This window comes from Acinetobacter sp. GW821-FHT09D10 (genome assembly GCF_059416285.1).
Genome location: NZ_JBWKOW010000004.1, coordinates 17,897 through 40,090, shown reverse-complemented (window position 1 = coordinate 40,090; position 22,194 = coordinate 17,897). Strand labels below are relative to the sequence as shown.

Genomic DNA, 22,194 nt, shown 5'->3' with positions numbered 1-22,194 from the left:
TTTAATTTGATATATATAAAATTAAATATAGTACTAGAAATTAACTGGTTTTTTGTTTTAAAATAATTAAACGAACTTAAAAATAATTAAAAAAAATATGGGTATTTTATATAGGGAATTTAAGAATGCTAAAGACAATTGTTGAATTTAAATTTGATGATTATCAACGATATGATCAAAAAACATACTCTGATGAAGGAGGTGTTTTAGTTCAAAAAACTGAAGATATTGCACAATATATTTTTAGTATTTTGAAAAATAGATATCATTTAAATATAGAGCTATATAGTGAAAACTGGGGATGGCAAATTGAAATTCCTTTGCCAGAAATAACCATGTATCTTGGAATCAGTGTCTATGAAGAATATAGTAATGGATTCGCAATTTTTATTTCTCCAAATACACCTATTTTAAGAAAGTTTTTATTTAGAAAGCTTGATATTACTCATCACATTATGTTGCTGCAAAACTATATTAATCTTATTTTGAAATCACACCCAGGCATCTATGATGTGCAGTGGTGGGAAGAAAATGAATTCCGATGTGTAGCGATGACTTGACCTGAGAAAAAAGTAGAAAATTTTAAATGCTCAAGTGAGTGAAGTAAAATTTATTAAAGACTATATTGGTCAATAGAGGGCGAGAGCTTACTATATCTTTAATATCAAGTGGTCAGATCAATATGCAAAATTCAGCTTGGAAGGTATTGCGTAAGTTTTTCTATAATAATCTTCATAATCATGACTATGAAACTGCCGTAAGTAGATGTATTAATTATTTTTTAGTTGTTTTAATTGTTGGCAACGTCGCTGCCGTTTTATTAGAAACAGTAAATGATTTGTACACAAGCTATCATGTTTGGTTCGACTATTTTGAAGTTATTTCAATTGCAATTTTTAGTATTGAATATCTATTAAGACTATGGAGTGTTGCAGATCGAGATACGACACAATCTGCATGGAAAATCCGCTTGAACTGGATGAAAAGTGGGGAAGCAATTATTGATTTGATGGCAATCTTACCTGCTTATCTCAATTTCTTCGTACGAATCGATCTTCGTATGCTCAGAATATTACGTTTACTTCGTTTATTAAAATTAACGCGGTATTTTATCTCACTACAGATATTGTTATGTGTGATTAAGCGTGAGAAGGGCTCTTTTCAGGCAGTTATCTTTATTTTAATTATTATGATTATTATGACTGCTTCTGGCATTTATGTGGTTGAAAATAAAGCTCAGCCAGAAGCTTTTAGTTCAATACCTAAATCTATGTGGTGGGCCGTTGTTACTTTAACCACAGTAGGTTATGGCGATGTCACCCCAGTGACCAGTTTAGGAAAGTTATTAGGTGCACTCATTACCATTTTAGGTGTTGGTATTGCAGCGTTACCAGCTGGTATTTTAGCATCTGGTCTGGCAAATGAGCTCAATCAAAGGAATCAAAGACTAGAGCAAGAGTTTCGTGAGTTACTTCAGGTACGAGGGATTGATATTTTACATGACGAAATTGAAATAGAGCGGATACGTCAAAAAGTGGGATTGCCAAAAGAACAAGCGCATAACCTGATTATTCAAATTATGCGTGAAAAAGTATTAGAGGAAGAAGAGTCGGTTAGAGAGACAAAATGTTATTGTCCTCACTGTGGCGGTAAGCTAACTGACTAGAAATAATAAGTTAGCCTCTTCTTTGATTAAATTTTCTTACGTGCTTTTTCTACTGCAAAGGCAATAAGTAAAATGATAAGACCACCGAGGCTTAAGACAAAACCGACCCAGATTGGCGCGATCCAACCCATTTGGTGACTGAGTACCCATCCACCTAGAAATGCACCTAATGCATTGGCCATATTAAAGGCAGAGTGGTTGAGTGAAGCTGCTAATGTTTGGGCATCGCCCGCGACATCCATTAGGCGAGTCTGTAATGCTCCACCTAACCCCATTACGGTAAGACCGATCAAGAATAAAGAGGCAATGGCAGTATAGATATTACTCATTAAGAAACTAGCCACAACAAAAGCGATCGCTGAGCTAATGAGTACGCCTACAATCGTTTTGTTTAGATTTTTATCTGCAAGCCATCCTGCGGCTAAGCCACCAATAACCATACCAATACCCCAAATAGCCAAAGCGATAGGGACGATTTGGATATTCACTTGTGTATATTCAGTCAAAATGGGGGAGACATAGCTGTAAACAGAAAACATGCCTCCAAAACCGATTGCACCTACCGCTAGTGTTAACCACATGTTGATATTTTTAAGTCCAGCTAATTCTGTTTTTATGCTTGCTTTTGCTTGGACTGGAATATTGGGTACAAAGAAGCCAACAGCAATTAAGGTGAAGAAAGCGATAGTCGCTGAAAATTCAAAGCCTGCTCTCCAACCAAAATTTTGACCTAACCAAGTTGCCAAAGGTACACCAATCACAGTTGCAACTGTAAGACCCATCATCATTTGGGCAACAGCAGATGCTCTTCGTGAAGGACCTGCTAGTTCAGCTGCAACTAATGCACCAACACCAAAATATGCACCGTGTGGTAAACCTGCAATAAAACGTGAGATTAAAACAGTTTCAGGTGTATGGGCTAAAGCGGTACAGGCATTTGCGATACCATAAAAAAGCATTAAGCCGAGTAATAAAGTTTTTCTAGGAACTTTGGCACCAAGAATAGCAATGATGGGAGCACCAATAACCACACCTAATGCATAAGCACTAATAAAGTGTCCAGCTTCTGGTACTGTAATTTTTAAGTTATTGGCAATTTCCTGAATCAGTCCCATTGCGACGAATTCAGTGGTTCCAATACAAAAACCACCTACAGCGAGTGAGAAAATTGCTAAAAAGAGTGAATAGTGTTGATGTGTAGATAGAGGGGATTGCGGGGACGCCATAATAGGTTAAGAAGAGACTCAAAAAAGAGAAGTATAAGGGAAAAGAGATCAAAATAATAAAAAACTAAAATATTGAGAAAATGATTACATATTCAAATGAAGTAAATTTAAATTTTTTCATGGGAAATAATTCATCGAAAAACTTTTGAAAATTATATATGATTGGCGCGTAATACTTTAAGCATTACAACAAGTTGTATAAATATCTAAAAATAGAGATTTTAAGTCGTGAGAAAATTATTTATTACCTGCCTTATGGGTGTGGTTATTTTATATATGTCTGGTTGCTCAGTATTTATGGCGGGTAATCAACCAAGTAAAAAAAATGTAAATGTTCTAAATCCAGGTAGTTCTCGTAACTATGTGATTGCCGAGTTTGGAGCACCTGTACTTTCAGAATACCGTGATGGAACACGGGTTGAAATCTATACTTTTCAGCAAGGTTATTCAAAGTGGGTGAAAGTCGGCAGAGCTTTTGGTCATGGTGTAGCAGATGTTGCTTCAATCGGTCTTTGGGAGGTATTTGGGACGCCGACAGAAGCATATTTTAACGGTAAAGAAACATCTTATGAAGTATCTTACGGACCAGATGATTTAGTAAAAAGTTATAAGCTTATTGATTTTAATCAGGCATTTCCAAAAGTAAAAGAGCAATAATGTAGATGAAAGAGGCCTATGGGCCTCTTTCTTTTTGAATAAAAGATTCGAGAATTTTAAGCTTAAATATTAAATGATAATAATAATGATTTTTATTTATGTATACTGTAGCTGCTTATCTTCTGTCTAAATTTTTTTTAACTTTGTGTACAACAGGATTTTGTAAGAATGAATAAATTTTTAATTGTGCCTCTTGCATTTATATGTACCACAGGCTTTGCTCATGAGCCCTATGTAGCGCCTTTAGCTTATAAAACAGAACAAACTCAAGTACCCGTAATTGCAGGTTATGCCGAAGAAGCATTAAATAGTGAGTATGCTTTAAAGGATGCCAAACTTACTGTAATTACTCCTAAAAATGAGCTTAAGACGATTACTGCTGAAGCTTTGCATAAATCGGCCACGGTTTTTGATGTAGATTTGCCGGAAGAGGGAACTTATATCATTCAGACACAAGCAAGTTATCCTTTAAAATATGTATATGATCAAAAAACATGGCATTTATTTTTTGATATGCCAGCTGATAAGGCTCCACCGAAAGCAGAACGTGAATATTTAATTCCAGCTGATATTAAAGCGAAAAATATTAAAACAGAGGAAGTAACGAGAGAGTGGGTATTACAAAGTTATCTTTCTAAAGGAAAAGTTTCAGATATTCAACTTCCAAACACACCGATTAAAGTTAACTTCTCTGTACATCCCAACGCAATTAAGGTTGCTCAACCTGTTAAATTAACCATAAGTGAGAAAGGAACGAGTCTCGCGAATGCTGAAATTAATTTAAGAGAAAAAGGCACGACTGATAAACAAGTGCAGCAGTTTAAAGCAGATAGCAACGGTCAGGTTGAGCTTAAATTTCCAAAGGCTGGAGAGTATTTAGTAGAAGTAACAGCTCCACTAAATTTAAAGGAAAAACCTAAAAATCAAAGTTATACGATTGTTAGCTTAAATGTGTGGGCGCAGTAATTATTACTTTTTATAAGAAATAGACCTAGAATGGGTCTATTTTTTGTTTTTATAAAATTCTTTTCGATTTCAATTAAACAGTAATTGTAAGCTACACAGTTGTACCTTCACCTTTAAATTAAAAAAATTCATCTAATAGAATAATTATGAAAAATAATTCATGTTGAGACAAATTAATTAATTCCATGGTAAAATGAATAATATTCATTAGTGAAGATTTATCTACAGTTATCCTATTTGTTGAAAGGCAAAGATGAGATTAAGACATTCATAGATAAATCTCTTTTTTAGGCTTGGGCCCATGTTAGAAATACGCCACCTTAAAACCTTAGTTGCTTTACGTGAACATGGTTCATTAGTTTCAGCTGCGAATGATCTTTGTTTAACGCCCTCGGCTATTTCTCACCAATTAAAAGAATTAGATCATTGGTATGGGGTAGAGGTGGTGAATCGACGTAGCCGGCCTGTTAGCTTTTCTAATGTTGGGCAACGCTTACTCAAGTTAGCCGATGATGTTTTACCGCAAATACAGATTACACATAGTGATATTACTCGTATTGTGCATGGGCAGACAGGCAGAATTATCTTTTCATCTGAATGTCATAGTTGCTTTGACTGGTTAATGCCGTTGTTGAATCAATATCGACATCAATACCCAGATGTTGATTTAGACTTTGCTTCTGGATTTGAAGCTAATCCACATGAGCTTTTACAAAATGCTGAATTTGATTTGCTTATTACAGCCGATCCAATTGCATTAAAAGGAATTGAGTATTTCCCTATTTTTGAATATGAATCGCGTTTGGTTCTATCCAACACGCATCCATTGGTTCGTGCTGAAAATATTACAGTTCAAGAGTTAGCAGAAGAAGTTTTAATTACTTATCCAGTTGATAAGCATCGTTTAGATATCATGTCGAAACTTTTCATTCCGGCGAATATTCAGCCTAAACAAATACGAACAACAGATTTAACCCAAATGCTTATTCAGCTTGTTGCGAGTGGGCGGGGCATTGCGGCATTGCCTGATTGGGTAGTGAATGAATATGAACAAAAGGGATGGGTTACGAGTCGCCGTTTAGATTGCGTTTCACCCAACGGCTTACGACGGACGTTATATGCGGGCTATCGAACTGAAGAAAAAGAAAAAAGTTATTTTGAAGGGTTCTTAAAGCAGTTAGAAAAGTTCTCTTTAAAACGAACTTCGTATTATTCTGGCTAGAACAATTCATTTAGCTTAAGCATAAAAAAGGCACCCAATGGCGCCTTTTTTTAATATCGAAAAAATTTATTTACCGATAAACAACGAGAGCAAGCCTGCTGCAATAAGAGGGCCGACAGGTACACCACGGAGCAAGGCGACGCCTGCAACTGTACCAATTAATAAACCTGCAACAACATCAGGCTGACTCGACATAAGTTTTACACCGCGACCACCTAACCATGCGACTAACAGACCGATTGCAATGGCAACCAGTGATTTAAAACTAACAAAGGACTTTAAAATAGTCTCTCCACTCAGTTTTCCACTGGCAATTGGTGTGAGTACCCCAATGGTTAAAATAAGAATTCCTAAATTAAGACCATGTGCTTGAATAAAAGGGAAAAACTGATTTAAAGGCGTAATTTTAACGACAATTAACACACCTGCTGCAATGGTTACAGCTGCATTTTGACTTAGTAAACCACAGATAAGTAGAACTAGAAGGACAACTAAATTAACATCAAATTGGGCAAGCATGGGAGCGGGATAGGCAAGTAAATAAAATGGAATTGTATAATATTTAAGAGTAGGAATGTGAAAGCTTTAAACGATTCAACAGATCTTAGATTTTATCTTTAATAAAATTTCATTGTATATCGCTCATTGATAAAGAGTTTTAATTTTCGGTTACGCTTGGACACAATGTTATATAAATTAACAAGTTAAAACTTATAGTTTTTCGAAGTTGTGTTATAAAAATAGTCATTACTCATGAACATAGGATAATGACTATGGAAATTGTAGATATCAAAATTAAAGATCAGTTTGATCAGATTCATGATGCCAAGGCTCAACTAAAGCAAAATTTAGTTGAACACGAAAATGAAATTTTAAAGCTAAGCCAGCGTATTGAACATATTATTGTTGATAATGAAATTATTTTACCTACAACCGAATTGTTATTCGAAAGTGAACAGAACGAAAATATTTATCGAGTAGTTGAAGAATAGAGTGCAGTTTAATGAACTAAATGCAAAGAGTAGTGAGTAGGGAGTTGAAACTACGTTAAAATAAGTGTTTTGTTCTAAAGAGAAACCTCCATGCTGCTGGAAAAAATTTTACAATCACAAGGGTTTGGTTCACGTAAATATTGTCAGCAGTTAATAAAAAATGGTTCTGTAAGTGTTGATGGAGAAATTGCTGATGATCTTAAAAAGCAATTTTCTCCTGAAAATTTAGAATTTTCGCTTTTTGGACAAACTTACCAATATCGAGAACAAGTTTATATTGCATTAAAAAAACCAAAAGGTTTTGAGTGTTCACATCAGCCTCAGCATCATCAAAGCGTTTTTAGTCTTTTACCTGAAATCATGATTCATCGAGGCGTCCAAGCAATTGGGCGTTTAGATCAAGATACAACAGGCTTACTTTTATTGACTGATGATGGTAAATATCTTCAAGCTTTAACCCATCCTCGTAAACATGTTCCAAAGGTTTATCATGTTACGACTCTCGATCCAGTTACACCTGAGCAAATCGTAATGTTAAGCGAAGGTGTCAGCTTACATCAGGAAAAAGGCATTTTTGCTGCAACCGATGTAGCAATGTTGGAAACTCACCAATTAACGATGACCATTCATCAAGGTGTTTATCACCAAGTCAAAAGAATGATTGCTGCTGTAGGAAATAAAGTAGAAGCATTGCATCGCCATCAAGTAGGTCAATTGGTTTTACCTGAAATAGCAGATGGGGAATGGATTTATTTAACAGAGCAGCAAAAGCAGCTAGCACAAAATATTATTTAAGAAAGCAATGGAATGTCTGGAACTCACTATCCCGAATGAAGCCCATTTGTTCATATAGACGATGAGACTCATGGTTATTACTTTGAGTTTCTAGGCTAATGCGTAGGGCATTTTGTTGTTTTGCAAATAAAATGGCAGTATCAATTAACTGTTTGGCTGAGCCTTGGCGACGAAAAATTGGCGTAACATATACATCATCTAAAATATAATATGTTGAACAAGCAACTGAAGAAAAACCTAAATAGAGTAGAACGAATCCGGTGATTTTTTCATCTTTAATATGAATGAAAAAAACACTTTCTCTATTCTCAAAACGTTGTTTAAGAAAGTAAAGTGATTCATTAAAATTAGAAGAAGCCCCATAAAACTGGCGGTATTCATCAAACAAAACGGCGAGTTGGTCTAAATCTTCAAAAGTCGCTCGTCTAACGATCATTTGGTACTCCTTGTAACTTATCATTATATTTTTACAAAGAGAGCATAACGAAAAAAAGAGCTTTTTGACGTTAAAACTTGTTTATAAATGCAACAGTGTTAAGTTTTGTCGCTCTCACCAAGAAGTGCGTTTAGTTCTTCAAACAAATCTTCATGGTCATCATCTTCGCTTAAAGTCGATGGGTTTTGATTTAATGAAGATGCTTTTGCTTTTCGGAGTTTTAATAATTGTTCCATATTAATACTCTGATTTTCGATCGCAAAAGGAATAGATTTAGTTAATACGACCTGTTTAAAAAAAAGTCGTACCGCTTGGGCAGGGGTAATTCCCAATTGTTTAAAAACAGCAAAAGCCTGCTTTTTCTCTTGGGAGTCCAGTCGAACCTGATAAACTTCTGTTTTTCGCATGAATAACAAAACCAAATGATTTTTAATTTTTAGGAATTTATTTTAAACCATCGCAATGTAATTTCAATGTTTTTCGGCATAAAAAACAATCTTTTTGTCATTACGCTTACATTACAACGTCAATTCAAACTGAGAATTGAAAAACATTTCCCCTTTTGTGAGTGGATCGACAAATGAAATGTGCTTAGCTAAAAGTTGTAATGGCTCTGAAAAATCATCATCTACCTTATGTTGAACAGTCGGATAAAATGGATCATTTTTAATCGGAATATCTAGATAATTAAGATGAACACGAAGCTGGTGCTGTTTACCTGTCGTTGGTGTTAACCGATATTTAGCCCAAGTCTGGTTGTGTTCAATAAGCTCAATATAGGTTTGAGTGTTTGCTTTAGCATTTGCCACAACTTGCATGGTGTAAAAAGGAGTCCCTTTATCTAAATGCAAATGTAATGTTTGAGGAAGTTTTAATTCTTTTTTATAAGGAGCGATAGCGTGGTAAGTTTTATTGACTTGACGCTCTGCAAATAATTGTTGGTAAATACCTCGCGATTCAACCCGTTTGCAAAATAGAACAACTCCAGCAGTTTCACGGTCTAATCGATGTATCGGTGTTAAAAATTCATTGCCTGTCTGTTTTTTAAGTCGAACTAATAATGTTTCTTGTACATATTGTCCAGTTGGGCTAATTGTTAAAAAATGAGGTTTATCGACCACTAGTAAGTCATCATTTTCAAATAAAATCCGATGTTCGAAAGGAACATGTGGCTCATAGGCAAGAAATCGATAATAAAAAATATGGGTATTGCTTTGATAAGGGCTATCTAATGTTAATTTTTGTCCATTTGCCCCATAAATAAGTCCATCTTGAAATCGTTGCTGCCACTCTTGTACTTTAATATGTTGAAAATTTTGGCATAGATACTCATAAATAGTTTGAGTATTTGTTTGTGCAGGAAGATAAACTTGGCTTGCGCTTACACCATCAACCATAGGTGGCAAAAAATCGTTCGGACTAGACATAAAAAAGTATAAATATGTAAGAGAATTGATATAAAAAAAGCCAACTTCTAGGGCTTGAGTAGGCTTTTAAGGCAGGGCAATGTTATCATATCGATTATTTTGAATCATGTTATGTGTGCTATGTCGTATTCATTGAAATTGGTCTTAAATCATGAAGAAGATACTGGGCGTCTAGCTCAAGCGTTGGCGCAACATGTTCAGTCAGGTGTGATTTATTTAATTGGAGACTTAGGTGCGGGTAAAACCACACTTACGCGCTATTTCTTACAAGCTTTGGGTCATAAAGGCTCTGTTAAAAGTCCAACCTATACACTAGTTGAGCCGTATAAAATCAATGAGAAAGAAATTTTTCATTTTGACTTATATCGTTTGAATGACCCTTATGAACTTGAATTAATGGGAATCCGTGATTATTTAGATGTCACAGATGCATTATTTTTATTTGAATGGCCATCAAAAGGTGGTGATGAAATTCCTCAGGCAGATATCATTATCGATATTCAAAAGTCAGAGGATGAGTTGAGTCGTTTTGTAACTTTAACTCTACCCACAGAACATTTGTATCAGACTTTGCAGGAACAGCTTCATGACTGATGAAAAGCTAACACAACGTCGTATTCATACTTTAGACGCAGCGTTAGCCAACCAGATTGCTGCTGGTGAGGTGATTGAACGTCCTTCGTCTGTTGTTAAAGAATTATTAGAAAACTCGATCGATGCGGGTGCAACTGAACTCATTGTACGGATCGCTCAAGGTGGTTCGACGCTAATAGAAATTATTGATAATGGGCATGGTATTCATTCTGAGGATTTAGCATTAGCCGTAATGCGCCATGCGACAAGTAAAATTAAAACTGCAGAAGATTTACACGCTATTGTAAGTTTGGGATTTCGCGGGGAGGCACTTGCTTCGATTGCCGCAGTTTCAAGATTGACATTGACCAGTAGCCAAGATGAAAGTGGTATTGGTCATCAGGTTGAAGTCAATGGTACAGCCTTTGATCATCAAGAAGTGCAAGCTGTTGCTGCTCAAAAGGGAACCCACATACGTGTTCAGGACTTATTTTTTAATGTACCGGCGCGTCGTAAATTCTTAAAAAAACCAACGACTGAATTTGGCCATATTGAAGAGATTGTTCGTCGTCTGGCTTTAACACATTTCGATATACGTTTTGTGCTTGAGCATAATGATAATATTCGAATTAATTTACCTATAGCAGATAGCGGAGAGCTCCGTTTTCAGCGCGTACAGCAATTATTAGGTTCGCAATTTGTACAAAATGCATATTGGATGGATGCTGAAAGTATTAGCATGCGTTTATCGGGGTGGCTTGGTCATCCTTCAGATGCACGTGCGCAGGCTGATATGCAATATGTCTATGTGAATGGTCGTATTGTTAAAGATAAAACGATTTCTCATGCATTACGCATGGCATATGACGGTATTTTACATGGCCATCAACATTCATCTTATTTACTTTTCTTAGAAGTTGACCCTGAAAATATCGATGTGAATGTTCATCCTACAAAACATGAAATTCGCTTTTTAAATCAGAGAGAAGTGCATGAGTTTGTAAGACATTACGCAAAAGAAACTCTGGCGCAATTTCAGACAGCGACTGCTGATTTAGCTCAAGCGATGAAAGTGGATGAAACCTCAGATTATTCTGTACAGCCTCAACCTAAATATCAGGAACAATTTACGCTGCATCGGGCAAATGAAGCTTTAAATCCAGACAATGAAGCGCGAGCTCAGAATGCACCGACAGAGCTATTAACTGATTTTAATGCTAGTCGTCCGCAAGCTGTTCACTATGCAGATCAAACACCAAAATATAACGGTTCTCCTCAGTTAAATAATGCGTTAAAGACATACTTAGCGCCACTGCGTGATCAACCTGCTAATTTTTCAGTAAATCAAGATATTGAGCCCGTAACTAAAGTCGATGAATTTCCGTTAGGCATCGCAATTGCTCAACTTCATGGAATTTATGTTTTAGCGCAAAATACTGAAGGGCTGATTATTGTTGATATGCATGCAGCCCATGAGCGTATTTTATTACAGCAAATGAAAAATGCTTGGGACAAACCAGAGTTTTGGACATCTCAGCAGTTGCTTATACCTAAAGTCATTTCTATTAGCCGTATGCAGGCTGTGCGGGTAGAGGAGTTGAAACCTCAACTGGAGCGTTTAGGACTTGAAATTGATTTATATGGGGACGAGCAGATTATTGTACGTGGTGTGCCAGCTATATTACAAAAAGCTGACTTTGAAAATCTTATTCCTGAACTTTTAAATGATTTAGATCCAAATGATGAAGCACAAGGATTACTTCAAAAAAGAGATGAGTTATTAGCTGGAATGGCATGCCATGGAGCAGTACGTGCACATCGACAACTCGGTCTTTCGGAAATGAATGCTTTACTTCGTCAAATGGAACAAACTGAATTTGCGAGCCAATGTAACCATGGAAGGCCAACTTGGCGTGCATTTCCATTATCTCAATTAGATAAATTATTTGCTCGAGGAGAGTAGTTTTACATGTCAAATCAATTGCCCGTCATCAATTTAATGGGACCAACTGCAAGCGGAAAAACCGCTTTGGCATGTGAATTATACGAGCGTGGAAATTTTGAGCTGATTTCTGTTGATTCTGCTCTCGTTTATAAAGATATGGATATCGGTACTGCTAAACCAACTCGTGAAGAACAAGCGCTATATCCTCATCATTTAATTGATCTGATTACTCCTCTTGAAGTTTATTCAGCTGCTCAATTTGTGGAAGATGCATCTAAGTTGATTGATGACATGCATTCACGTGGGAAAACTCCTATCTTGGTAGGAGGCACAATGTTGTACTTTAAGGCACTCTTAGAAGGTCTATCGAGTAATTTGCCGAGTGCAGATCCCCAAGTTCGGGCAGCAATTGAAGAAAAAGCTTTAAATGAAGGATGGCAGGCTGTTTATGACGAATTAGTTTCCGTAGATCCTGCCGCGGCTATAAAATTTAATGTGACTGATAAGCAAAGGATTATTCGAGCAATAGAAGTTTATAAGCTTACGGGTGAGCCAATTACTAAATTGCAGGCAGAACAACCCAAAAACGTACCATATCGATACATATTTCATAATTATGCTTTACTTCCAGATCGGGTAGAATTACATCAACGCATTGAGCAAAGATTAAGCAAAATGTGGGATATCGGTTTTTTGAGTGAAGTTGAAGCTCTAATTGAAAAATACGATTTAGATGAAAATTTACCCTCAATGCGTTCAGTGGGTTATCGACAAGCACTAGAATTTCTATTAAAAAGTGATATAAGTCTCAAAAGTAAACGTGAAATGGAGGATAAAGCTTTATTTGCAACACGACAACTTGCCAAACGTCAATATACGTGGTTACGTTCTTTGCAAGAAATACACGATTTTAAAACTTACTTGACGATAAAGCAGGCGAAAGAAGACTTGCGAAACTCTTATGGATAAAGCAAAATTTGCACACTGTCTTTTTATAATTTTTAGTTGAAAAATAAAGATAGTTTTTTTTGCGCTGATTTAAAAATTTTTTTTTGGAGTTAAAAATGTCTAAAGGTCAAACTTTACAAGATCCGTTCTTAAATTCTCTCCGTAAAGAACGTATCCCTGTTTCTATTTTCCTTGTGAACGGTATTAAATTACAGGGTCATATTGAATCATTTGACCAATATGTTGTTTTATTAAAAAATACAGTAAGTCAAATGGTTTACAAACACGCGATTTCAACTGTTGTTCCAGCTCGTAACCCACGCCCAGCAGGCGCGCAAGGTACAGGCTTCCCAGCACAAGGTGGCACACAAGGCGGCTTTGGTGGTGGTCAACCTACTGGTGGCTTCGGTGGCGCTCAAGGCGGCTTCGGTGGTGCTCAAGGCGGCTTCGGTGGCGCTCAAGGTGGCTTCGGTGGTCAAGGCGGCTTTGGTGGTGGTCAAGGTGGTGGCTTCGGCGGTCAAGGTGGCTTCGGTGGTCAAGGCGGTGGTTTCGGTAGTCAAGGCGGCTTCGGTGGTCATCAAGGTGGTTTTGACAACGATACTAAATTTGAAGATGGTCAAGAAGACGAAAATAATCGTTAATTGATATCTAAAAAAAACCAGTCAGATAATGACTGGTTTTTTTATGTTTATTTAAAAGTTAATTCAAAATATTAAACTCATCAAAGGTCATAATTTGACCATGGTGACTCATATATTTAAATAAATAGAGTTTTAATCGATGATATTAATATTGGCTGCTGCTTTAAGTAGTGTTTTGGTGTCTATCTTATTAAAAAATTTAAAGAAAAAAGGGTATCAGCCATTACAAATGATTGCATGGAACTATGTGAGCGCGAGTCTTCTTTGCTTTTGGTGGTTTCAGCCTGATATTCAACACATTTCAATATCAAAGACCCCTTGGTGGCTAATTGTTGCATTAGGATTGATTTTACCCAGTATTTTTCTGTGTTTAGCTAAATCATTAGAATATGCAGGAATTGTTAAGACTGAAGTTGCACAGCGCCTTTCTGTCGTACTTTCTTTACTCGCAGCTTATTTCTTTTTTCATGAACAATTTAATGCTTTAAAGCTATGGGGAATAGGTTTAGGAATTTTTGCTGTTTTACTTGTCCTCTTTGGACAAATGAGTAATTCTTCGAATCATCAATCTCGAAAAGCAATTTTTGCTCTATTAAGTGTTTGGTGTGGATATGCCGCAGTAGATATTCTCTTAAAATATACGAGTAGTTTAGGTCTTCAATTTACACTGACTTTGAATCTTATTTTTATTACAGCTTTTATATTATCAATTTCATATTTATTGGTGCAGAAAACCCAAAAATGGCAGTTTAAAAGTGCTATAGCTGGGTTGGTTTTGGGGGTGCTTAATTTTTCGAATATTGCTTTATATGTGAAAGCTCATATTCTTTTAAAGGATTCACCTGCAATTGTTTTTGCAAGTATGAATATTCTTGTGGTGCTATTAGGCATTGCAAGTGGCGTTATTTTATATAAAGAAAAATTAAAATGGCCTACCACTTTAGGTATTTTATTTGGAATAAGTGGCGTGATTTGTTTAGCTAGGGCAATGGCTTTATAGTTCAAGAGAATTGAATCTCTTGAACTATTCTAATTTTATAAAGAGGTAAAAATAACTTCATCTGGTAGGCGTGATTTAGGTAGTTTGGCATTAAAATCGTTTTCACTGCGATAACCTAGGGAAACAATGACTGAACTACGTAGGCCTTTTTCAGTTAAACCTAACTCATTATTTAAAATGTCTTCATCAAAGCCGCCCATTGGGGTTGCATCAATTCCTTCTAAACCCGCAGCAAAAAGTAGTTGCCCCAGAGCAATGAATGTTTGATTTTCCATCCATCCAAATAAATTTTTCTGCTCATTTCGATAGAACTCAACATAGCCATGGCGAGTATCTTTTTGGCCTAATTTAGCTTTTTCATCTTTAAAACGACCACTTAAATCATCTTGTTCAAGTAATTGATTTAAGTATTCAGATGAAATATCTGTTTTTGTGCAAAATACAAGTGTGTGTGATGACTCAAGCACTTTGGGACCATTGTAAGCATATTTACCTGTTAAGGCTTTTGCAATTCTTTCTTTAGCTGCAAGGTTATCTGCAACGAAAAAGTGCCAAGGCTGTATATTCACTGAAGAAGGTGAAAAACGTAAAATTTCTAATAATTTATTAATTTTTTCTTGAGGAATTTTCTTTTCAGAATCATACGCTTTTGTTGTGTAGCGGCTTTTAACAGAATTCAATAGGTCCATATATGTACTCCATATCAATCTTATGGCAATTGAGAGAATTTAATCTTTGTCATCATACGCTATTTTATTCAAAAACATTTCCTATGTAATTTGATAAAGAAATATAATACTTATATAAAGTTTTAGTAATCTATTGAAAATGATTAATTTAATGCCAACAGGTGCAAAGAGTAAGCTGCGAGAAATTAGAATTGTTAAAGCCTTTATCATTCTTGCATTTGTACTGTGTCTTTTAATTTTATACATTGAGTATCAAAAGTATGGACATATAAATTGGCGATTTGTATTTATTACTGGGGTATGTGTGATTTGGGATTTTGATTTAAATAAAAAAATTAAAGAATTGAAATTTCAAATAAAAAGTGACTAATTTCTAGCTAATAATTCCAGACAACCAATTCGAGCTGTTGTGGATTTGAAGACGGGTCAATTTCCAAAATATAAGCCTGATCTTCACGCCAATCGCCAAGAACAATTCGTTGTTTATCTTGGACTTGATGAATTGAAGGGCGGTGAGTATGTCCATGAATCAGTGTATCTACATTTGCTAAAGCAGACAGAACTGCTTGCTCATTTACATCCATGATTTCATAGCTTTTTTGCTGTTTATCCGCAGAGCTTCTCTTGCGGAAGCCATTAACCAGCTTAGTGCGAAAACTGAGTGGAGTTCGACGTAAAAGAGAGACTAAGAGCGGATTTCGAATAATCTTTTTAAATCTTTGATAAGAAACATCATCTGTACATAATGCATCGCCGTGTTCTAGACGATATTGATGTCCTGTAATATTAAGGGAATAAATATCAGGGAGTAAGACGCCATTAAATTTATTGAGGAAAACTTGATTAAGCGCAAAATCACGGTTGCCTACTTGAAAGTAAACACGATTCCCTTTTTGAGTAAAAGCCTTTAGGGCATCGACAATTTCATCTAGCCATGGTGCTGAATAGTCATCTCCAATCCAGGCATTAAACCAGTCACCTAAAATGTAGAGTTGAGTATTTTTATCTTGGTAATGTACCAATAAGTCTAAAAACCCTCGAACGAGTCGAGGGTGTTCAGGTGACAAATGTAAATCTGAGATAAACAGATAAGTCACAGCTTTATCCTAAAATTATTCAGAAATAATTTTAGCAGATTCGATTACAACGTTTTCTAAAGGAACGTCAGCGTGATAACCACGGTTACCAGTGCGAACACCTTTGATCGCTTCAACAATGTCTAGACCTTCAACAACTTTACCAAATACAGCATAACCCCAACCTTGAGCAGTTTTAGAGGTATGGTTCAAGAAAGAGTTATTTTTCACGTTGATAAAGAATTGAGCAGACGCTGAGTGAGGAGCTTGAGTACGCGCCATTGCAATCGTACCTTCGTCGTTGCTTAAACCGTTATCAGCTTCATTTTCAATTGAATCACGTGTTGCTTTTTCTTTGAAGTTTTCATCCATACCGCCACCTTGGATCATGAAACCATCAATGACGCGGTGGAAAATAACGCCGTCATAAAAACCGTCACGTACATATTCTAAAAAGTTTGCTACTGTTTTAGGTGCTTTTTCAGCATTCAGTTCAAGAACAATACGACCTTTATTGGTGTTTAATTCGACTTGAGGAAAACTCATTACATTAATCTCCTAAACATGGGCTTATGACCATGGGTTTTTGGTTGAGAGAAGCATAAGCAAACTGTAAACTACAAGGCAAGTAAAAAACGTTAAAATCTTTGTTAAAAATGAAGATAGCGTTTAAATTTTTCGAAATTTTATCTACAAAGAAGTGATTGATACACTATGAAGCCTAATGATGTTGTCTCGAGCCTGCCAAATAACCCGACACCGAATACTCATGCCTCTGTCGATTCTGCGCAGCAAGAACAACAGGCTGGCTTAGATTTTGTTCGCCAAGTCATTACTGAAGACTTGGCTGCTGGACGTGCAAATCAGATCGTAACGCGTTTTCCACCAGAACCAAATGGTTATTTGCATATTGGTCATGTAAAAGCGATTTGCCTAAACTTTGGTGTGGCTGAAGAGTTTGATGGTTTATGTAATTTACGTTTTGACGATACAAACCCTGATGCTGAAGAACAAGAGTACGTTGACGGTATTGCGAATGATGTGAAATGGCTTGGTTTTAACTGGAATGGTGAGCCACGCTATGCATCAAGTTATTTTGATCAATTATATGCATGGGCTGTTCAATTAATTGAGCAAGGCGATGCTTATGTTGATTTACAGTCTCCAGAAGAAATTAAGTTAAACCGCGGTAGTTTTGTTGAACCGGGTAAAAATTCACCATACCGTGATGCATCTGTTGAAGAAAACCTTGCTCGCTTTGAAAAAATGCGCAGTGGTGAGTTTAAAGAGGGTGAAGCTGTTTTACGTGCCAAAATTGATATGGCAAGCCCAAACGTACACATGCGTGATCCAATTTTATATCGCGTATTGCATTCAGAGCATCATCAAACAGGTGATAAGTGGAAAATCTATCCAATGTATGACTATGCTCATCCATTGTCAGATGCTATTGAGGGGATTACTCATTCTCTTTGTACATTAGAGTTCCAAGATCACCGTCCGTTTTATGACTGGATTGTAGAAAAGGTAAAATCTAAAGCAGTTCCACATCAGTACGAATCTTCACGTTTAAACGTGGACTACACCATTACATCAAAACGTAAATTACGTAAGTTGGTGGAAGGTGGTCATGTAAATGGTTGGGATGACCCGCGTATGCCAACAGTAGTAGGTATGCGTCGTCGTGGTTTTACTCCAGAAGGTTTACGTGATTTCTGTAAACGTGTAGGTGTGTCAAAAACTGATGGTATTGTAGATGTTGCAATGCTTGAGTTCTGTATTCGTCAATCTTTGGAAAATACAGCTGCGCGTGGTATGGCTGTTTTAAGTCCACTTAAAGTGACTTTAACTAATTTACCAGAGGATATGGATCTTACGCATGCTCGCCATCCTAACGTTGATATGGGTGATCGTGTAATTCCTTTAACTAAGGAAATCTATATTGACCGTAAAGATTTTGAAGAAGTGCCGCCAAAAGGCTTTAAACGCTTAATTCCTGACGGCGAAGTACGTTTACGTCATGCTTACGTGATTAAATGTGATGAAGTCATTAAGGATGCAAATGGTGAAGTGGTTGAGCTGAAATGTTCAATTGACCCTGAAACGTTAGGTAAAAATCCTGAAGGTCGTAAAGTGAAAGGCGTGATTCACTGGGTATCTGCAACCAAAGGTATTCCTGCTGAAGTACGTATTTACGATCGTTTGTTCACAGAAGCAGACCCTGAAACAGGTGATGATTTCTTGGCAAACCTAAATCCAGATTCGATGAAAGTGTTAGAAGCTGTAATTGAACCTGCTTTGGCACAAGCTAAGCCAGAAGATCGTTTCCAGTTTGAACGTGAAGGTTATTTCGTTGCAGATCAGCACGATCATTCACCTGAAAAACCAGTGTTTAACCGTATTCTCGATTTGAAAGATAGCTTTAAGCCTGAGAAAAAGTAACACGAGTAACAGGTTTTGAGTAAATAGCAGATATAAAAAGGCCCAACTCAGTTGGGCTTTTTTATATCTATTTTCTTACATATATTATTCTTTATTGTGCTTTGGCAAATAAGCTAAGCTGGATTAACCACATAAAAATAAAGAACAATGATTATAAGAAGAATAAATGCTAGCGATAAATAAGTATTCACCGTGTTAAAGCTTTTAATAAATTTCAGGATTTCCATAGTAAATCAGCGTTTATTTTATGTTACAAAATGAATAAATTAATAATACACGGAAATTAATTATAAAGGTTCCCAAAGATAGATTAATAATCCATCTTTGGGTGAAAAGTAAGCATTTGGCTTTATGGATATAATTTAATTTAATTGTATTTTTATAATTTAACCGCTATATCCAATACGTTTGAGAAATTTTTGAATAATTTCAAATGCAGCATGTTCGAGCGCTTGAGCGTATTGCAAATTATCTTCGCGAAGCTTTGGAATCGAAACATTTGCATGGCGAAGTTCACATGTATGACCAATTAACCACTTTTCAAAATGCTCTTCAGTGGTTTCAATGTGGAACTGCAAGGCAAGAATATTATTTCCGACTTCAAATGCCTGATTGGTATAAATATCGGAACTTGCTAATAGCACCGCATTTTCAGGAAGGTCGAAAGTGTCGCCATGCCAATGTAGAACATGAACATTGTTAAGCAAGCCAGATAAAACCTGATTAGCACGTAAGCTTAAGCTTAGTGGACCCCAGCCAATTTCTTTTTGATGTCCTGCGTATACTTTTGCGCCAAGTGCATGAGCAATAAGCTGTGCACCTAGGCAAATGCCAATTGTAGGCTTGTCAGCTGCTAAACGTTGTTTGAGTAAAGCGATTTCATCTTTTAAGAATGGATAATCGTCAGTTTCATAAACTCCGATTGGACCACCTAAAATAATGGTTAAACCTTCATGTGAAAAAGCAGGGGTTAAATCATCAACACCCGCCTCAAAATAACGGACGCGAAATCCGAGTTGATAAAAAACATCTTCTAATGAACCTAAGTCTTCGAAAGCAAGATGCTGAATGGCATAAATAGTTTTAGGGAAGGCGTTTGTTGTGTTCATACAAATGATTCATAGAAGATCAATACGTGGAGTATAGCGATAAATATAAAGAAGAGAATATCTGTATAAATCACCAATACTCGGAAATTGATATTTTTCGTTAAAATGATGTTGTTATGCAAAGGATTATCTATTTATGAATAAATCCCTAAACATATTCTACTGTTTAAAATAATAGCTTTTGATTTTCCTCAAAGCCTATGTTTGAAAGTTGATGTTCATCTTTTAAATTAACTCCTGAAAAGCCGAGTTGTTTTGATTTTTTCATTAATGCGATTAAACGTTGTACTGCAACCGGAATACTTAAGCCTGCTGGGCGAACATTGGAAATACAGTTGCGTTTCGCATCGAGGCAGCCTGAATATGCATTCCATGTATAGTAAATGCCCATACTGTCCGGAGAGCTTAATCCCGGACGTTCGCCAATAAGCATAACAAGCATAGATGCTTTGAAAATTTCTGCGACTTCATCGCCAAGAGCAACTCGGCTACCTGTCGCAAGTGAAATTGGTGCAAGACTCCAGTTTTCTTGCTGAATTTGTTCGCTTAGCGCTGTAATAAATGTCACAGCGTTTGCTTCAATTGCTCTTGCAGAGAGTCCGTCACCTACCACAATACAAACATCGTATGGCTTCGGATTTTCTGCATATTCCTTAATTAAGACATCTTTTGATTGATCTGAAAGCTGACGTCCTAAATCTGGGCGTTTGAGATAAATTTCTTTATTGGATGCATTACTTTGTACATGAATGCTTGGAAGCTGCTGTTGCTGTAATTGTTCAGATAAATGAAAAACGTCCAGATCTTGATAAACCGCATCTTTTGCTTGTGCATGAGATAACTGGAATTCGAGTAAGGCTCGTGTTGGGATACTGCAACCTGCACGACCCAAAGCAATACGGGCATCGGTAAACTGTTTGAGTTTTTCCCACTGATCTTGATGGGTAGAGGAGGGATATTGAATATCACGACTGATTTTCATAGTGTTCTCCCTAATTCATGAGCAGACGAGAGAATTGGTCGGGCATGTGATCTGCCCAACAAATTTGAGAGTTTTGTTGTTTAAAAATACCCTGTTGTTCAAGCCAAGCAGAAAACTCAGGAGCAGGTTTTAAACCTAAAAGCTGTCTTAAGTATAGGGCATCATGGAACGAAGTCGTTTGATAATTGAGCATGACATCATCTGAGCCCGGAATCCCCATAATAAAGTTGATGCCCGCGGCGCCAAATAAGGTAAGGAGAACATCCATATCATTTTGGTCTGCATCTGCATGGTTGGTGTAACAAATGTCGCAGCCCATTGGCACACCAAGTAACTTGCCGCAGAAGTGATCTTCTAGACCTGCACGTATAATTTGTTTACCGTTAAAAAGGTACTCTGGGCCAATAAAACCGACGACTGTATTTACTAAAAGTGGGTTGTATTTACGGGCTACAGCATAGGCGCGAGTTTCTAAAGTTTGCTGGTCAACGCCGTGATGTGCATTACTTGATAAGGCACTGCCTTGACCAGTTTCAAAGTACATGACGTTTTGCCCAATGGTCCCGCGTTTGAGTGCGAGCGTGGCTTCATATCCTTCTTGTAGTAAATCGAGTGAAATTCCAAAACCTTCGTTAGCCAGTTGTGTGCCAGCAATCGATTGAAACATTAAATCAATTGGCACATTTTTTTCAGCGAGTTGAATACCTGAACTAATATGCGTGAGTACACAAGATTGTGTCGGAATTTGATACTCCTGAATTACATGATCAAGCAATTTCAGTAGCTCTGACAAATTATGTAAATTATCGGTCGCAGGGTTAATGCCAATCACAGCATCACCATTGCCATACATCAAGCCATCTAAAATACTGGCGGAAATACCAAGTACATCGTCGGTCGGGTGATTGGGTTGCAGACGGGTAGAAAGATGGCCTTTTAGACCGATGGTGTTGCGAAACTGGGTAATGACTTCACACTTGCTCGCGACATAAATCAAATCTTGATTGCGCATAATTTTGCTAACAGCAGCCACCATTTCTGGAGTTAAACCTGATGCTAATGCTTTTAAGCTTTGTGCAGTTGCTTCTTCTCCAAGTAACCAATTCCGAAAATCGCCTACTGTAAAGTGTGAAATAGGGGCAAAAGCCGCCAAATCATGTTCATCAATAATCAGACGCGTAATTTCATCAGTTTCGTAATCGACCACTACTTCATTTAAAAAAGTTTTAAGTGGTACATCGGCCAGTGTCATTTGTGCCGCAACATGTTCGGTTGCATCTCTGGCAGCTACACCTGCTAATTTATCGCCAGAACGTAATGGCGTTGCTTTTGCCATTAAAGTTTTTAAGTCAGCAAAGTGATACTGTTGATTGGCGACAATATTGCGATAACTCATGGTTGC

26 protein-coding genes are annotated in these 22,194 nt (G+C 36.8%); 14 read left to right on the top strand and 12 right to left on the bottom strand.

Going from position 1 to position 22,194, the window contains the following annotated elements:
* Positions 1-125: 125 nt before the first annotated feature.
* Entirely contained in the window at positions 126-560 is a 435-nt protein-coding gene (locus tag AC07M3_RS10975) for a hypothetical protein (RefSeq protein WP_127492364.1), read from the top strand.
* A gap of 122 nt (positions 561-682) precedes the next feature.
* A complete protein-coding gene (locus AC07M3_RS10970; RefSeq protein ID WP_494567296.1) occupies positions 683-1,666 on the top strand; it encodes an ion transporter in 984 nt (327 codons plus the stop codon).
* Between the two features lie 26 nt (positions 1,667-1,692).
* Here AC07M3_RS10970 and AC07M3_RS10965 read toward each other — a convergent pair whose 3' ends face one another.
* Positions 1,693-2,892 carry an MFS transporter gene (locus AC07M3_RS10965; RefSeq protein WP_348948020.1) on the bottom strand — a complete coding sequence of 400 codons (1,200 nt, stop codon included), beginning with the start codon at positions 2,890-2,892 and terminating at the stop codon, positions 1,693-1,695.
* A 228-nt stretch (positions 2,893-3,120) separates the two neighbouring features.
* Between AC07M3_RS10965 and AC07M3_RS10960 the strand changes: the two genes are divergently transcribed.
* The 3 genes from AC07M3_RS10960 to AC07M3_RS10950 all read left to right on the top strand — a co-directional run bounded on the left by AC07M3_RS10960 (position 3,121) and on the right by AC07M3_RS10950 (position 5,737).
* Complete coding sequence (locus tag AC07M3_RS10960) at positions 3,121-3,549, top strand: hypothetical protein (protein WP_307009040.1); 429 nt, start codon at positions 3,121-3,123, stop codon at positions 3,547-3,549.
* 168 nt (positions 3,550-3,717) lie between these two features.
* Positions 3,718-4,515 (top strand): DUF4198 domain-containing protein, encoded by a 798-nt coding sequence (locus AC07M3_RS10955; RefSeq protein WP_494567295.1) that lies wholly within the window; start codon positions 3,718-3,720, stop codon positions 4,513-4,515.
* Between the two features lie 301 nt (positions 4,516-4,816).
* Positions 4,817-5,737, top strand: coding sequence for a LysR family transcriptional regulator (locus AC07M3_RS10950; RefSeq protein ID WP_209733913.1), 921 nt, complete (start codon positions 4,817-4,819; stop codon positions 5,735-5,737).
* Positions 5,738-5,803: 66 nt separating this feature from the next.
* Here AC07M3_RS10950 and AC07M3_RS10945 read toward each other — a convergent pair whose 3' ends face one another.
* Positions 5,804-6,256, bottom strand: a complete 453-nt coding sequence (locus AC07M3_RS10945; protein ID WP_017388114.1) for a DUF441 domain-containing protein — start codon at positions 6,254-6,256, stop codon at positions 5,804-5,806.
* Positions 6,257-6,510: 254 nt separating this feature from the next.
* Here AC07M3_RS10945 and AC07M3_RS10940 point away from each other — a divergent pair, with 254 nt between their 5' ends.
* Entirely contained in the window at positions 6,511-6,729 is a 219-nt protein-coding gene (locus AC07M3_RS10940) for a hypothetical protein (RefSeq protein WP_307009047.1), read from the top strand.
* Between the two features lie 90 nt (positions 6,730-6,819).
* Positions 6,820-7,524, top strand: a complete 705-nt coding sequence (locus tag AC07M3_RS10935) for a pseudouridine synthase (protein ID WP_307009049.1) — start codon at positions 6,820-6,822, stop codon at positions 7,522-7,524.
* Here the strand turns inward: AC07M3_RS10935 and AC07M3_RS10930 are convergent.
* From AC07M3_RS10930 to AC07M3_RS10920, 3 genes are all read right to left on the bottom strand, one after another.
* Entirely contained in the window at positions 7,517-7,960 is a 444-nt protein-coding gene (locus AC07M3_RS10930) for a GNAT family N-acetyltransferase (RefSeq protein ID WP_004643268.1), read from the bottom strand. The genes AC07M3_RS10935 and AC07M3_RS10930 overlap by 8 nt on opposite strands.
* Before the next feature lie 98 nt (positions 7,961-8,058).
* On the bottom strand, positions 8,059-8,367 hold the full coding sequence (locus AC07M3_RS10925) for a type II toxin-antitoxin system RelB/DinJ family antitoxin (RefSeq protein ID WP_004643266.1): 309 nt from the start codon (positions 8,365-8,367) through the stop codon (positions 8,059-8,061).
* A 111-nt stretch (positions 8,368-8,478) separates the two neighbouring features.
* Positions 8,479-9,387 carry a pseudouridine synthase gene (locus AC07M3_RS10920; RefSeq protein ID WP_494567294.1) on the bottom strand — a complete coding sequence of 303 codons (909 nt, stop codon included), beginning with the start codon at positions 9,385-9,387 and terminating at the stop codon, positions 8,479-8,481.
* A 120-nt stretch (positions 9,388-9,507) separates the two neighbouring features.
* Here AC07M3_RS10920 and tsaE point away from each other — a divergent pair, with 120 nt between their 5' ends.
* The 5 genes from tsaE (at position 9,508) to AC07M3_RS10895 (ending at position 14,494) form a co-directional block, all read left to right on the top strand.
* On the top strand, positions 9,508-9,981 hold the full coding sequence (gene tsaE / locus AC07M3_RS10915; protein WP_035357976.1) for a tRNA (adenosine(37)-N6)-threonylcarbamoyltransferase complex ATPase subunit type 1 TsaE: 474 nt from the start codon (positions 9,508-9,510) through the stop codon (positions 9,979-9,981).
* The gene (mutL, locus tag AC07M3_RS10910; RefSeq protein ID WP_494567293.1) at positions 9,974-11,923 is read left to right on the top strand and encodes a DNA mismatch repair endonuclease MutL; all 1,950 of its coding nucleotides are present in this window, start codon (positions 9,974-9,976) and stop codon (positions 11,921-11,923) included. Before tsaE ends, mutL begins: the two co-directional genes overlap by 8 nt.
* Before the next feature lie 6 nt (positions 11,924-11,929).
* A complete protein-coding gene (gene miaA / locus AC07M3_RS10905; RefSeq protein WP_494567292.1) occupies positions 11,930-12,874 on the top strand; it encodes a tRNA (adenosine(37)-N6)-dimethylallyltransferase MiaA in 945 nt (314 codons plus the stop codon).
* 95 nt (positions 12,875-12,969) lie between these two features.
* Complete coding sequence (gene hfq, locus AC07M3_RS10900) at positions 12,970-13,494, top strand: RNA chaperone Hfq (RefSeq protein ID WP_494567291.1); 525 nt, start codon at positions 12,970-12,972, stop codon at positions 13,492-13,494.
* Positions 13,495-13,633: 139 nt separating this feature from the next.
* Positions 13,634-14,494 (top strand): EamA family transporter, encoded by an 861-nt coding sequence (locus tag AC07M3_RS10895; RefSeq protein ID WP_494567290.1) that lies wholly within the window; start codon positions 13,634-13,636, stop codon positions 14,492-14,494.
* Positions 14,495-14,529: 35 nt separating this feature from the next.
* Here AC07M3_RS10895 and nfsB read toward each other — a convergent pair whose 3' ends face one another.
* Positions 14,530-15,183: an oxygen-insensitive NAD(P)H nitroreductase gene (gene nfsB / locus AC07M3_RS10890; protein WP_494567289.1), complete on the bottom strand. Its 654-nt coding sequence runs from the start codon at positions 15,181-15,183 to the stop codon at positions 14,530-14,532.
* Positions 15,184-15,322: 139 nt separating this feature from the next.
* Here nfsB and AC07M3_RS10885 point away from each other — a divergent pair, with 139 nt between their 5' ends.
* Positions 15,323-15,553, top strand: a complete 231-nt coding sequence (locus AC07M3_RS10885) for a hypothetical protein (protein WP_494567288.1) — start codon at positions 15,323-15,325, stop codon at positions 15,551-15,553.
* 7 nt (positions 15,554-15,560) lie between these two features.
* Here the strand turns inward: AC07M3_RS10885 and AC07M3_RS10880 are convergent, their stop codons facing one another.
* Both AC07M3_RS10880 and AC07M3_RS10875 read right to left on the bottom strand, forming a co-directional pair.
* On the bottom strand, positions 15,561-16,280 hold the full coding sequence (locus tag AC07M3_RS10880) for a UDP-2,3-diacylglucosamine diphosphatase (protein WP_494567287.1): 720 nt from the start codon (positions 16,278-16,280) through the stop codon (positions 15,561-15,563).
* A gap of 15 nt (positions 16,281-16,295) precedes the next feature.
* Positions 16,296-16,805 carry a peptidylprolyl isomerase gene (locus AC07M3_RS10875; protein ID WP_003652397.1) on the bottom strand — a complete coding sequence of 170 codons (510 nt, stop codon included), beginning with the start codon at positions 16,803-16,805 and terminating at the stop codon, positions 16,296-16,298.
* A 168-nt stretch (positions 16,806-16,973) separates the two neighbouring features.
* Between AC07M3_RS10875 and AC07M3_RS10870 the strand changes: the two genes are divergently transcribed.
* On the top strand, positions 16,974-18,701 hold the full coding sequence (locus tag AC07M3_RS10870; protein WP_494567286.1) for a glutamine--tRNA ligase/YqeY domain fusion protein: 1,728 nt from the start codon (positions 16,974-16,976) through the stop codon (positions 18,699-18,701).
* Positions 18,702-18,814: 113 nt separating this feature from the next.
* On the opposite strand, the gene AC07M3_RS10865 is transcribed toward AC07M3_RS10870, so the two are convergent.
* The 4 genes from AC07M3_RS10865 to AC07M3_RS10850 all read right to left on the bottom strand — a co-directional run bounded on the left by AC07M3_RS10865 (position 18,815) and on the right by AC07M3_RS10850 (position 22,188).
* Positions 18,815-18,928, bottom strand: coding sequence for a hypothetical protein (locus AC07M3_RS10865; protein WP_080592263.1), 114 nt, complete (start codon positions 18,926-18,928; stop codon positions 18,815-18,817).
* 159 nt (positions 18,929-19,087) lie between these two features.
* Positions 19,088-19,810: a glutamine amidotransferase gene (locus AC07M3_RS10860; RefSeq protein WP_494567285.1), complete on the bottom strand. Its 723-nt coding sequence runs from the start codon at positions 19,808-19,810 to the stop codon at positions 19,088-19,090.
* Between the two features lie 166 nt (positions 19,811-19,976).
* On the bottom strand, positions 19,977-20,792 hold the full coding sequence (gene eutC, locus AC07M3_RS10855; RefSeq protein WP_494567284.1) for an ethanolamine ammonia-lyase subunit EutC: 816 nt from the start codon (positions 20,790-20,792) through the stop codon (positions 19,977-19,979).
* Between the two features lie 10 nt (positions 20,793-20,802).
* Positions 20,803-22,188: an ethanolamine ammonia-lyase subunit EutB gene (locus tag AC07M3_RS10850; RefSeq protein ID WP_494567283.1), complete on the bottom strand. Its 1,386-nt coding sequence runs from the start codon at positions 22,186-22,188 to the stop codon at positions 20,803-20,805.
* Between the last annotated feature and the right edge of the window lie 6 nt (positions 22,189-22,194).